Genomic DNA, 13,740 nt, shown 5'->3' on the forward strand with positions numbered 1-13,740 from the left:
GCTGACTTGTCCCCTACGGGGCCTTACGATAGAGACGGGGCAGCGTCGACCGGGCCTGCGCGGCTATTCGCTCTCCCCGTCACTCAGCGGCAAGATGAACCCGAACCTCGCGCCGCCTTCGGGCCGGTTTTCGGCGAAAACGCTGCCACCATGGGCAGCAATGATCTCCCGCGCAATCGCCAGACCAAGCCCGGCGCCGGTGTCCGCAGGTCCCCGCGACTTGTCCACCTTGTGGAAACGCTCCCAGATGTGCGCAAGATGCTCCGGGGGCACGCCGGGGCCATCGTCTTCCACCAGTACGCGGACCTGCGCCGGTGAGGGTCTACCCAACTGTTCTACCGAGACCCGCACTTTGCCGGCCGGGGGGGAATGTCGTATCGCGTTGTCCACGAGATTGATGACCACCCGCACCAGGCGGTCGCCGTCGGCTCGCACAGTAAGCGGGTCCGGCCGCTGGTAGTCGAGTTCGACGGAAGCTGCACTCGCGACGGGAGCCAGTGCGTCCACCGCTGCGCTGACCACTCCGCCGATGTCCAGATCGTCTGGTTCGAAGGTCACGACCCCGGCCTGCAGGCGGGACAGGTCCAACAGCTGATCCACCAGCTTCCGCATGAGGTCGGCCTGGTCCGAGGCCACGCGTACACAGCGCTGTCGCTCCTCTTCGGTCTCGGCGGTACCGTCAGCCAGGGCTCCCAGGTAGCCGCGGATTGAGGTCAGCGGTGCCCGCAGTTCGTGGGATGCATTGGCCACGAACTCACGCCGCAGTCGCTCGAGGCGCTCGGTCTCGGTGATGTCGGTGATGACCACCACTGCACCGCCAGCGGCCGCACTGATCCTGGCGCCGCGCAGGCGCAGGATGCGTTCCCCTCGCTCCATGTCCCGTGCGAAGCTCTCGCTTTCGCCCTCGAGCAGCAGTTCCACGTCCGCCAGCACGTCTTCAGGCAGGTCCAGGTCAGCAAGGGCGGCCTCGTCCGGAAGCTCGGGCAGCTCAAGCAGCTTTCGGGCGCCATCATTGAGCATGACGAGTGATCCGTCGGAAGACAGGCCGACCACGCCCTCGTGCATGCTGGCAAGGATGTCCGCGAGCTGCTCGCGCTCCCGGGACAGGTCAGCAAAGGCCGTTGCGAGCGCGTCGGTCATGTGGTTCAGGCTGGCTGCCACGGTGCGCAGTTCTATTGGCCCCTGCCGGCGAACGCGGGTTGTGAAGTCTCCCTCTGCGAGGTCCGAGGCGGCGCGAGCCACTTCAGCGAGGGGACGAGCGATGGAACGGCTGGCCATTGCAGCCAGCACGAGGGCGAGGATGGCCGCAGCTGCGCCGGATGCGGCAAAAAGGCCCGTTGCGGTGCGAAGGGTGGTTTCGACTTCCCGCAGGGGCCGACGGAGAATCAGGGATCCACGAACGGTGTTTTCGCCGGGGCTACGGATAGGCGCTGTAACGGAGATAACCGGTCCGGGGTAGCAGTAACTGCGGGTACGGTCAATACTGGAGCACGTGCCGGCTGCGTAGAGAAGCTCGTCCATGTCTGGTCCCGAGCCGGCGCCGGGCTTCAGGTCGCTGCTGGCGATGAGGCCCTCGCGCTCCTGGTCGAACACGCAGACTCGACCGCCCAGGGTGAGGCTTGCGGTGCGGGCGATCATGCCGATCTGCTCGCTTCGGTCCGGGTCGTCCATGAGACGCGCGATGTCCGCCGCCATGTCATCGGCCGCCGCGGCCAGGGCCTCGCGCGTCTGCGTCACGTAATAGTGGCGGAACAGGCGCGTGGATAGGAGGCCGACCAGGGACAGGGCGACCACGGCCACCAGAAGGTGGGTGGTGAGCAGCCGGGAGTAGAGGCTACTGAACATGCGCGGGGCTGGATCGGGCGAGCCCGTCCCGGCTCACTCAGCCTCCTCTTCCCCCTCGGACTGGCACAGGAAGCGATACCCGGTGCCCCAGACTGTCTCGATCACGCAGCGGGTCATGCCGGCATCCTTGAGTTTCTGCCGCGCGCGCTTGATGTGGGTGTCTACGGTGCGGTAGTCGCCGTAGTCCGCATCATATCCCCAGACCTCCTGCATGATCTTCTGGCGAGAGAAAACAATGCGGGGCCTGCGCGCGATGAGCAGCACGATATCGAACTCGTGGGGAGTCAATGCCACTTCCACACCGTTGACCCGTACCTCTCGCGTGGCGGGGTCGATCTCGAAATCACCCATACGCACGGCTTCGGTGGTCTGCTGGGGCGTGGGTCTGGAGCGCCGGAGCACCGCTTCCACCCGGGCGACCACTTCCCGCGGATTGAAAGGCTTGGTGATGTAGTCATCCGCGCCCATTTGCAGGCCGATGATGGGGTCCACTTCGTCATCGCGGGCAGACACGAAGATGATCGGCACATTGTGCCTCTGGCGCACCGCCTGGCAGACCTCGTACCCGTCCATACCGGGCAGCATGATGTCCAGCAGGACGAGATCGGGCTTGCGCTTGTCCAGCGCCTCGAGACAGGCCGGACCTGTATCCGCGGTGCGGACGGTGTACTGGGCCTTCTCCAGGTACATTTTCAGCAGATCAACAACACCCGGATCGTCGTCGACGATAAGGACTTCCGGCATGTATGTATCACCCCGTATCACTAACGCCGGGTGCAGGGCCGTTTGCTCCCGGCAGGATAACACACCTCTGCCCGGGAACGTTACCCGAAACCGACACCCGGAGGCAAAAAGATGAAGCTCCTGGTACACGCGATTCTTGCACTGCTCCTGTGCAGCATTCCGGCTCTGGCACAGGATGCGGATGGCGACGGCATACCAGACGTGGTTGAGGCTGACCTAGGCTCCTCCGTCCAGCGCGCACAGGAGTTCACTCGGCTCGCCTATGACGGAAGCGCAGAAGCCGGCGACCGGTCCCTCAGCAGCAGTTTTGCGAACGCGCCGGACTTCCTCGAGATCGGCCTGGCGAACATCGCGGCAGACCGCTGGCTGTTCCGGGTGACTTTCGCCGGAGATTATGTGCATGACGGGAACACGTTCATTCTGTACCTGGACGTGGATCGCGACCTCACCACCGGCCGCCAGGACGTGAAGGCGAACCAAGGCACGGACATTATGTACGTGCAGCAAAACGGGAAGTTCACGACCGCCGAGCACACCAAAGGTCTCCAGCGTGGCCCGGCGCGCCTGGCGGTTGTGGGCAATGCGTTGTACATCAGCACCGACGCGGCAATCGGCGAGGGCAATGCGGACGGTAAGCTGCGGTTCAAAGCACTGTCCCATGTCTCGCCGCCGAAAGCAAATGATTCGGACAACATGGACTGGGTGGTGGTTGACCTTCCCCCAGTCGTCGGCGCGGTAAAGCCCCGAGTTGGCCCGCCGCTGCCGGAGCCACCGCTGTCCGGCCTCGTCACCGACCAGCCCGACGCAGACCGCGACGGTATCCCCGATGGGGTGGAACTGGCTCTGGGGAGCAACGTGGAGATCGCCGAGCCGATGTATCTCGTGCTGGATGACGGTGTATGCGGCGTGGATGACAAGACGGTGCGGCAGGGCCGGAAATCAGCGCCGGATGTGAGCCGGGTGCATTTCGGGAACGTGGGACAGGATCGGTACATCTGGAAGCTGGAGTTCGCCGAAGATTTCGTGGCCCCCGGCACGGTACTGATTCTCTACCTCGACGCCGACAATCGCACGGACACCGGACGGCAGGATTTCGCTCTCGGCGTGGACGTGATGCTCACCTGCGTGGACGGCGGCTTCGCGCCGACCATCATCAACGCAGGCGTGGCCGGAATGGACCGGCGGCTGCGCGGTATCATCGATGGCAAGTCGGTGTGGATGAGCATGGATCTGCGCATGAACCACACCGAAGATGGGCACACTGAAACCCGCGCCCATGTCCTGTGTCATCGCCGCCCCGAGACCCAGGATGCTGACTTCACCGAGTGGTTCGTGCATTACGGGCCGGGTGAGTCCGACCGGCCCAAGCCCCGAGCAGGCAGCGTATCGGAGTTCCGTTCCGAGAACCTCAACGTGGAGATGCCCTGGCTGGGCTGGCGCGATGACCTGCGCAAGCTGCAAGTCATCGATCTGCCGGCGGCGGAGGCGCAGCTGGACGGCATGCGCCTGTTCGACCGCGCGGTGGTGCCAGAGAGCCCCGGAGCCACCGCAACTTTCGCCTCGCCGGCGGAAGGCCGCTTCCACCTGTGCTTTGTGGTGCAGGACAGCGCCGTCGGGGACGAGACGCTGACGGTTGACGTTGCAGGGACGCCGGTTGCCCGCGCGGTGGCTGCGGAGAATGACGGCCTGTTCCACCTGTACACCACCCGCGAACCCGTGGAGCTGGCGAAAGGCCAGCCGATCCGCTTCACCGCACAGGAGCCCGCCCAGGACTTCCAGGTATCCGAGGTGTTTCTGTCGCCGAGCGTTCCCAGGCCGCGTGACCTGGAAATCAGGCACCTGTCTGCCTATTGCGCTCCGGACCAGTCGGGCGACCTGGTGGATGTGGACATCTGCTGGCTCACCAACTACCCCGACGGCGCCGCAGTGATATGGGGGCCGGGAGATCAGCCAACGCGCAGGCAGGAATCCCCGATCCAGGGCGGCTACAGCCACAAGGTCACCCTTACCGGCCTGCAGCGCGGCGAGGCCTACTGTGCGCGAGTGGAGACGGCCGGGGGACGCCTGCGCTCTGAGCTTCTGCGCTTCGTGGCCGAACCGTTGAGCCTGGCGAGCGGAACTGCTCGACGCGAGAGGGTCCGGCTTCATGTCAGCGCCTCGGAAGGCGCGGAGATAGATGGCTGGCCGGTTGAGGGCGGGGTCCCGCTGCCCGCAGGCGCGCTGTCCTCTGTTGGGCACTGCCGGGTGATCAGTAATGCGGGTGAGGTGGTCCCGGCCAGCTTCAGGGCTCTCGGCTGGTGGCCCGACGGGAGCATCAAGTGGGTGCTGGTGAGTCTGCCCGACGGGGAAGGCGGACCCTTTGAGCTGGAGTACGGGGAGGAGGTGCAGGCCGACAGCCCGCAGCTGGTCACCGTTGCGGAGGACGAGGCAGGGCTGACTGTGTCCAATGGCATCCTCCGGGCGCGCATCAGCCGCAACGGCTTCGCCCCGCCCGGCGAAGTGCGCCTGGACCTCAACGGCGACGGGCAGTTCGCGGACAATGAAGTGGTTGCTCCCGCCGACCAGCCAGGAATCGCTCTCACCGACAGCGCCGGCAAGCGCTATACCAGCAAGACGGGTCCGGTGAACTTGCGGTTGGAGGAAATCGGGCCGACTCGCGCGGTGCTGCTGGCAGAGGGCCCTCTGCAGGCTGAGGATGGCGGCAGGCTCATGCGCTACCGCTGCCGGATGACCTTCCATGCGGGCTTTGCGGGTATTCCCACCGTCTTCACCCTCGTCAACGGTGAGGGTACGTCGGCCATGCCCCCCACAATGACTGCGGTGAAGAGCCTGTCCCTGACGATGGATACCGGCCAAGGCAATCAGGCGCCCGTACGGGTGCTGCAGGACTACGACAGCCATACCGTGACCACCGAAGGCGGTACCCGGACGGAATCTGAAGGTCGTCCGCTGGGCGTCGTGAGCGCACAGGACGAGAAGGCTCGGGCGACCCTCTGCCTGCGAGACTTCTGGCAACTATACCCAAAGGCCACCAGTCGCTCCGCCGGTGGAGAACTGTCCGTGGAGCTCCTGCCGGAGCTGCCCTCCGACCAGTACGCCCAGCACACCGATCCGAAGCTGAAGACCCAGCATTATTACTGGTTCAGAGATGGTGCGTACCAGGTCCCATGCGGCGTGGCACTGAGCCATGACATTCTGTTCCACTTCGCTTCGCCGGGACAGAGTCCCGATACGGTGGCGGCTCAGTGGCAGGCGACACGGCTTCTGACAGCGGAGCCTGGGCACTACTGCGCTTCCGGGGCCCTGATGGACATTGCGCCCGAAAAGGTGGGAGTGTTCGGCTCCTTCCAAGACTACGTGCGGCGTGGTCTGGCCCGTATCAACGACGCGCGGGAGCGAGTGCGCGAATACAGCTACATGAACTTCGGTGACTGGTACGGCGAGCGTGGCGTGAACTGGGGTAACCTGGAATATGACCTGCAATGGGGGCTGCTCCTGCAGTTTGCCCGCAGCGGAGACCTGGCGTTTTTCGACCGGGCGGAAGAAGCCGCGCGACACATGGCTGCCATCGATATCATCAACGCTTCGCCCCAGGCAAGTCAGGTCGGGCGCGTCCACGTTCACGGTCTCGGGCACACGGGCGGGTTCGGGATGGAGAGGGTGCCGGGCGCTGAGTACTGGTTCGACAGCGGCGGGCACGATATCGGCCATACCTGGACCCAGGGCACTTACGCGACCTATTGCCTCACCGGGGACAGACGGTACCTGGAGAGCGCCGACCTGGTTGCGGACTGGATGGCCACCGCGTACACCCAGAGCCTGCAGGACCAGATCCATCGAAACTACGGCTGGGCGACCCTCGCTGTGCTGGGCGGGTATGCGGTGAAGCCCGATCCGCACTTGCTCAATGCCGCTCGGCTCTTCTGCGACCATATGGTTGCGCGTCAGGATCCGGGAACGGGCGTCTGGGCCCATGCCATCGGCGAGTGCGAACACAAGCCGCAACACATGGGCGGGAAGGTCTTCATGAGCGGCGTGGATATGACGGCGCTGCGCACGCTGGACATAATCGAGCCTCGGGACGATCTCAAGCACGCCATCGCGCGGAACTGCGACTGGATGTACACGCGCATGTGGCAACCGGGCGACAACAACTTCCAGTATGCCCAATGCACCCAGTTCGACAAGAGCTCAACCCACGCCGGCACCTGGATGGCTTGCGAGGGGCTGGCGTACGCATACGAACTGACCGGGGATGACCGGTACCGGGAGATGCTGTTGCGATCCCTGGGCGACAGCATGCAGCGCGGGCCGGGAGGTGATGGGAAGACGTACGCCATGCAGATTCGCATGGTGCCGTATGCCCTGGCAATTCTAGAGCGCCTGGGGATGGACGAGCTTCCCCTGCCCCCTCCTCCGGCGCCCGATGTGACCTGGGATCGCGGCCTGTACCTGTCGCCTGAGGGCGGCCGAGTCGCGCTGTATGTCAACAACCGGGCGGCAACGCCTGTGGCGGCTCGCGTGAGAGTGGTCTCGGTGCCGGAAGGACTGGTCGCGGCCAGTGAGACGGTAGAATGGAACGCTGCTTCGGGAAGGACCGCAGGACCGGCGCTCGGCTTCACCGGAAAGGCACAGGATGCCGCGAAGGTGGTGCTGGAGTACGAGGTCGGGCAGGTGCGCGGAAAGGCGGAGATCCCCGTGCGCAATGCGGCGGCGGTGGAGGTCGGGCAGGGAGCGGGTTACATCGGCGCGCCGCCCGACCCGCTGGGGCTTGCGTTGCAGAAGCTGGGCATCTCCCTGCCCCCCCTTGAGCAGCTGGACAGCGCCACGCTGGCTAAGTGCGGTGGCTTGATTATCGGCGCTGAAGCTCACTCCAAGGATTTCGCGGGCTTGAAGCAGAATCCGTACGCGCTCGCGGACTTCATCCTCTCCGGCGGGCGCGTCGCTATCCTGCAGCTTCAAGATTCCGACTACGAGACGGGTTATCTGCCCTTCGATATCCAGGTACACGAGGACGCTTCGAGCCTGGGCAGGATCACATTGCCCGGCCATCCGCTGTTCACGCGGCCCAATCGAGTGGAGTCGCTTTCGGGGGCGATTGAGTACGACCGGCTCACGGGCGCGGGGCCCGGATGGCAGGTGCTGGCGGTGGACGCAGGTGGCGCTCCGGCGATCATCCACGCGAAGGCGGGCAAAGGTGAGGTCGTGGTGGTGCAGGCATCGGTGGATCGTTACATCACCGGCGAGGTCAGCCCGACCGGGACGCTGCGGGTCGAGGACTGCGAAGCCTTCCTGCGCAATCTGGTGGAGTGGGTGAAGGGGCGCGGATAGCGGGTGCAAATTCCGTGTTAGGGAGCTTCGGGACGCCTTGACATCTCGGCTCAGACGGTCATAATGCGCGTCTGTCCGAGCCGTCTCAACCCCAAACGGAGGCGTCCGTCATGACACGTCGTGGTTTTACATTGATCGAGTTGTTGGTCGTTATCGCGATCATCGCGATCCTTGCCGCAATTCTCTTTCCGGTCTTCGCCCGGGCGCGGGAGAAGGCCCGTCAGACCAGTTGCCTGAGCAATATCAAGCAGTTGTCCACGGGCTTCGCCATGTATGTGCAGGACTACGATGAGCGTCTGGGCCGTTACTGCTCCTGGCTCGTGGCCAGTTCCTGGAACACTCCCAATGACAAGACGAACCTGAACAAGGGCGTGGAGCCCTATGTCAAGAATACCCAGGTCTTCCTGTGCCCGAGTTTCTCCGGCGGCTACCGGTACGGCCCGAACGGCGCCTGGACCCCGTGCGGCTCCTACGGCTGGAGCATCAATGCCACCCGGGACTTCCCGTCACTGGCGCAGTTCAAGGAAGTCGCGCAGACCATCATCCTCGCCGACAGCAGCAGCGGCGGTTGCTGGATGGGCTACTACAACAACCAGATGTACTACACCACGGGTGTGCACAATGAGGGCGCCAACGTGGGGTTCCTGGACGGGCATGCGAAGTGGATGAAGAAGGACAACCTGGAAGATACAGCGGCCATCAACGGCATGTGGCGCGGCGCAATGTGCCCGGGAGGGTACTGAGCGGCGCTCTCCCCGACGCGAAGACTGCAGATGACCGCGGAACCGCCCGGCACGGAACCACGTGCCGGGCGGTGTCTCAAGCGCGGCCGGCGAAGCCTTTCTTTCCTGATACCCACAAGGACTTCCCCTCCTCGCGGCGAACTGCCCGCGGACGTCTGACGCTCCGAACTTGAAAGGACCACCGAACATGGCCGAGTACCGCTCTCTCCTGCTGGGCTGCGGGGGCCGGGGTACCGCTCACGCCCGAGCATACGCGCAACTGCCGAACATGCATCTCGTCGCCGTCTGCGACGCCATTGAGGAACGCTGCGACCGCTATCGGGAGACCTACGGCGTGCCCGAGGCGTACTCCGACTTCGAGCAGGCGCTGGATGCTGTCCGCCCCGACATCGTTCACGTAGTCACCATGCCCACCCATCGCGTCTGGGAAGCTGAGACCTGCGCGAAATACGGTGCGAAGGCAATGATCGTCGAAAAGCCCGTCGCAGTTCGGCCCTCGGAACTGCCCGCGCTGGAGGCCATCCAACGGGATACCGGGCTGAAGATCATCGTCAACGCCCAGCGCCGATACTATCCGCAGTTCCGTGACGGGACGATCCGCGACATCGTTGCGAATCGCATTGGCGAGTTGTACTTCGTCCGCGCCAGCACCAAGGGGAACATGATGGGCATGGGCCCGCACACCATGGACCTGCTGCTCATGTTCCTGGGCGACGTGGCTCCCGAGGCGGTGTGGGCGACCGGTCATACTCTCAGCGATGAGGGCTACGAACTCACCCACCGCGCCCCGCAGAGCATCATGGCCCAGTACTGGTTTCCCGGTGGCGTGCGCGCCATGTTCGACTGCTCACCGGATGCACTTGGCACTCCCGGCGAACAGTCCTTCTGGATGCACCTGCATTTTGACTTTCTGGGAAGCGAGGGGCGGCTGTATCTCACGCAGAATGCGGGCTATTGGTACCAGTCGAAGGGTATGGCCGAACCGGTCTATGGTGAGAGCAGCTGGGACACCCAGGAGGAGAACGGCCAGCGGGACTTCACCCAGGCGGTTGCAGACTGGCTGGACGGCGGCGAGCCCCACCTGAATCGCCTCGAATTGCACGCCAATGCTGTCCGCGCCCTTCACGGAGCACAGAAGTCGGCATGGGTGCGCAAACGGGTGGAGTTGCCCACTGAGTTCAGCGACGCGGAGTGGCAGCAGTACATTGACAGCCTGAGGTAGGGAATATGCGGGCCGCCGCATCCCCTCAGGCATGCATAGCCAAGGAAACGGGCTCCCGGCAATCGGGAGCCCGTGCGGTGTCCGTCGGGTGCTGCCTTCGCGCTACTCCTTGAACAGGTGCGGGGCGAAGGGCTCCAGGTAGTCGCGCCATTCGGGGCGTTTAACGGCCGCCCTGAATGTGGGGTAGTTGAGATAGGGGATGAAACGAGGACGGCCCGGGCGCTTGCGCAGTTTCATGCCTGCCTCACTGGGCGTCCGGTTCCCCTTCTTGTTATTGCACTCGGTGCAGCAGGCGACCACGTTCTCCCAGGTATGCGCACCGCCCCGGTCCTTGGGCAGGACGTGGTCCAGGGTCAGTGTCTTGCTCTTGGCGCCGCAATACTGGCAGGTGTTGGCGTCCCGTGCCATGATACTCGACCGGGAGATGCGCACTTCCGGCAGGGGCCGCTTGACCAGGTAATTGAGCCTGACCACGGTGGGCAGCCGCACGGCCGTGTTTGACGCGCGTAATATCTTCCCGTCGTGCTCGATGGCCACGGCTTTGTCCAGGAAAAGCAGGGCCACCGCGCGCTGCCAGGTGCACACGTTCAGGGGCTCATAGTTCTGGTTCAGTACAAGAACGCGACCGTCCATGAAAACCGTATCCCACCTCGAACTGGGTCTGGGTGAAAAAAGCCCCGCCGGCCGAAGATCGGGCGGCGGGGCTGGTGTTACCGCAGGATGCCGGCACGAACCGGCGCCTGGCTGAGCAGAAAGCCCACAGCCGCATGGCGGCCCCGCCGGCGAACGGCGAAGCATGCACTTTCGAATGCTGGCACTGTGCGGAACAGGGAACTCGTCATGACCGGTTCTTTGCTTTCTGGCTCGAGATCAGTACGCGGCCAATCGTAACAGACGATATTGCGGCAAGTCAAGCGCGCGGAAAGGCTCAAGAATCTGACCCAAAAGGCTCGGGTTGGTTTCCCGAGGATAGGTGATTTCGGTCTAGCCGGGGGCTCATCTCCATCCCCGATTGCCAAGTGTACCAGGCAACGAGATGAGACGCCGCCGTTACCTCAAACCGGGCGATATGGGACGCGGCCCCCCGACACCAGCGCCCGAGAACTATTTCGGGCCGGCGGCACTCATGCCAATAGGTGAGAGCGCCTGATGCGGGTAGATCCAGACACCCTCCGCCCGCTGAGCCCATACCCAACAGGACGAGTCCCCGATTTCGTTAGAGCAAGATACGCGCGGCCAGCGAGAGATGACCCACAGATGCCCACAAGCCTGAAACGCACCCGGAAGTCTCTCATCAAGCCTTGGCGCGCACTGGGCTACCACTCGATTCTGGTGTGGGATGGCTCGATGCCCGGACCGTCCTCCTCGTAGCTCAGTGGCAGCTCTACGGTCATGCCACCCTCGCGGCTGGAGCGGTAGATGGCCTTGATGACCTCGACTGCTCGGCGCGCTTCCGAACCGGGAATCTCCGGCTCTTTGCCGGTCAGGATGCATTCCACCAGGTCCGCTACGTGCTGGGTGTGGCCTGTGGCGGTGAGGCCGGCGGTGGGATCGGCCGCGGTGCCTTTATCTCCCTCGCCTTCGACACCTTCGCCTTCTTCACCCTTGACATCCCAGACCGCGATCTTGTCACCGATCATCTTGATGGTGCCGTCATCGCCACTGACGTGGATGTCGCAGCCGTAGCCGGGAGTGACCGAGGTGGTTCCCTCGAGGACGCCTACAGCGCCATTGGTGAACTCAAGGATCGCGACAGCGGTGTCCTCAACCTCGATGTTGCGGACGAGTCGGCGGGCGTAAGCGCTGAGACGCTTGACATTGCCCATGATGTACAGGAGCAGATCGATGCCATGCACGCCCTGGTTCATCAACGCGCCGCCGCCGTCCAGTTCCCATGTAGCTCGCCAGGCGCCGCTTGCATAGTACTCGTGGCTGCGGAAGTACTTCTGATAGCAATCGCCCAATACCAGCTTGCCCAGCTTGCCGCCCTGGACAGCCGCGCGCATTCGCTTGGAGCTGGCATAGGTGCGCCGCTGGAAGACCCCTGAGAGCTTCACATTGTTGCGGGCCGCGGCGTCGATCATCGCGTCGATCTTCGCGAGAGTGATATCCATAGGCTTTTCGCACAACACGTGGCGGCCCGTCTCCATAGCCATGATTGCGTGTTCGGCGTGCAGTCCACTGGGGGTGCAGACGCAGACCGCCTGGACCTCGTCCATCTTGAGCATCTCTTCGATGCTGCTGAACGCGCGGACTCCTTCGCCGGCATCCTCGGCGAACTTCTGGGCCAACTCAGGTACGATGTCACAGCATGCTACCAGTTTGGCGCCGGGGGCGTCTTTGATGGCTGAGCGGTGGGTCGGGGCGATGACGCCGCAACCGATGATACCGAAACCGACTTCTTCAATCGCCATTGTCACGGTCTCCCTTGTGGACTGTCGCGGCTATCTCGCCGCGCGTTTCCTTGCATGCGCGTAGCCCAATAGGCCGGAACTACCCGCATTGTGCCGCCTTACTCGCCTGAGCTGAGACCTTCGAGGATCTGGACCATGCAGATCATGTTCTCCGCAGTGGCGTCGACCACGTCTGAGGTGATGTCTTCGCCCATGGAGCCCTTGAGCCAGCTGCCGTTCTGCAATTGAGCCTCGAGCAGGCTGTTCGCCACAGCCAACGCGATGCGCCGGTAGTTCTGATTCCCGGTAGCGCTAAACAGCAAAGCCGCCGCCCAGCCCACGAAGCCACTGCGCTCACTGGTGTATCGGTCGGGGCCGCCGCTGTCCACGAAGTGGAGATACGCCTGCGCGGCTTCGAGGGTCCTGGCAGAGCCCGTGACGTCTGCGAGTTTGACCAGGAAACCTGCGGCCAGCGCCGGTACGTGATACCACTGGTCGGGCTTGCCCACCTGCATCATTTGCTCGGCGGCGTTCTCTTCGCTGAACTCGGTGATGATCTGTCGCCCTGCGCGGGACTTGAAGAAGAGCCGGGCAGCGGGCGCGGGCTGATTGTTGATCATGTACTCGAGGTACGCGCCTGCCTGCTCGGCGTCTTCAGTCCTCCCGCAGTACAGCAGCGCGAGTCCGCATACGGCGGTGCTGTGGACATCCTGTTCGCCGGTGACGGTGGCCGCGGGCCCGGCGGTGAAGAAACCGCCACTGTCGGGGTGCTGGAAGCTCCCGACGAAGTCCACGGCTCTGAGGGAGATGCCGAACTGCCCGAGTCGCTGGGCTCCCGCGACAAGCCAGGCATTGGGGATCATGTAGTAGCGCTTCTGCAGCGGAGAGCGGGGAAAGTGGCCGACGAAGTCGCCCTCGTCGTCAAGGACCCCTTCTTTGATGTACATGCAGAGTCGCTGGGCTCGTTCGGCTTGCCCCATGAGGGAAAGCGCGTAGGGCACCTTTGAGTAGGATGCGATGCCCTGCTCAACGGGCCTGAAGGACCCGTCCTCATTCTGCTGGGAGATGAGAAAGCGAGTAGCCTGTATGACCGACTGCCTGTATCCCTTGATGTCCATGGATCGGCGCTGCCTTTCGGTGATGACGAATCTGCGTCGCCGGCCGGTGTGTTGGAGCCTATTGTCAGTGGCATCACCCGCGACAGAGGGTCGGTTCGCCATAGCTCCACGGCAGGCAAAAACGGCTGCCGGGGCCGTCCCACGTGGCCCGCGCAGCAGCCCGACTTGCCATGATTCTGCTGAGCTATTCTACCCCTTGACGCAGGCAGTGGCAAGCTGTAAGCGCAACGTGATAATGTCCGGTTGGTGCAAAGTAGAAATGTCCGGTGGTAGTGTCGTCGTCGTCGCGCGGCGAACTATCCGGGATGGAACTACTCATGAGCGTAAAAGAGCGTGACTGTCTG

The 13,740-nt window shown here is 63.9% G+C and carries 8 protein-coding genes; 3 read left to right on the forward strand and 5 right to left on the reverse strand.

Annotated features, from left to right (window positions below; all coding sequences use genetic code 11):
- Positions 1-63 precede the first annotated feature (63 nt).
- A complete protein-coding gene (locus HPY44_20840) occupies positions 64-1,845 on the reverse strand; it encodes a HAMP domain-containing protein (protein ID NSW58464.1) in 1,782 nt (593 codons plus the stop codon).
- A gap of 33 nt (positions 1,846-1,878) precedes the next feature.
- Entirely contained in the window at positions 1,879-2,589 is a 711-nt protein-coding gene (locus tag HPY44_20845) for a response regulator transcription factor (protein ID NSW58465.1), read from the reverse strand.
- A gap of 111 nt (positions 2,590-2,700) precedes the next feature.
- Between HPY44_20845 and HPY44_20850 the strand changes: the two genes are divergently transcribed.
- The 3 genes from HPY44_20850 (at position 2,701) to HPY44_20860 (ending at position 9,885) form a co-directional block, all read left to right on the forward strand.
- Complete coding sequence (locus HPY44_20850) at positions 2,701-7,920, forward strand: hypothetical protein (GenBank protein NSW58466.1); 5,220 nt, start codon at positions 2,701-2,703, stop codon at positions 7,918-7,920.
- Between the two features lie 110 nt (positions 7,921-8,030).
- Entirely contained in the window at positions 8,031-8,663 is a 633-nt protein-coding gene (locus HPY44_20855) for a prepilin-type N-terminal cleavage/methylation domain-containing protein (protein ID NSW58467.1), read from the forward strand.
- Positions 8,664-8,850: 187 nt separating this feature from the next.
- Entirely contained in the window at positions 8,851-9,885 is a 1,035-nt protein-coding gene (locus tag HPY44_20860) for a Gfo/Idh/MocA family oxidoreductase (protein NSW58468.1), read from the forward strand.
- A 102-nt stretch (positions 9,886-9,987) separates the two neighbouring features.
- On the opposite strand, the gene HPY44_20865 is transcribed toward HPY44_20860, so the two are convergent.
- The 3 genes from HPY44_20865 to HPY44_20875 form a co-directional block, all read right to left on the reverse strand.
- Positions 9,988-10,518, reverse strand: a complete 531-nt coding sequence (locus HPY44_20865) for an HNH endonuclease (GenBank protein ID NSW58469.1) — start codon at positions 10,516-10,518, stop codon at positions 9,988-9,990.
- Between the two features lie 683 nt (positions 10,519-11,201).
- Positions 11,202-12,299: a Gfo/Idh/MocA family oxidoreductase gene (locus tag HPY44_20870; protein NSW58470.1), complete on the reverse strand. Its 1,098-nt coding sequence runs from the start codon at positions 12,297-12,299 to the stop codon at positions 11,202-11,204.
- Positions 12,300-12,397: 98 nt separating this feature from the next.
- Positions 12,398-13,396 carry a hypothetical protein gene (locus HPY44_20875; GenBank protein ID NSW58471.1) on the reverse strand — a complete coding sequence of 333 codons (999 nt, stop codon included), beginning with the start codon at positions 13,394-13,396 and terminating at the stop codon, positions 12,398-12,400.
- Positions 13,397-13,740 lie beyond the last annotated feature (344 nt).

The sequence above is a fragment of the Armatimonadota bacterium genome (assembly GCA_013314775.1).
Taxonomy (GTDB): Bacteria; Armatimonadota; Zipacnadia; order Zipacnadales; family JABUFB01; genus JABUFB01.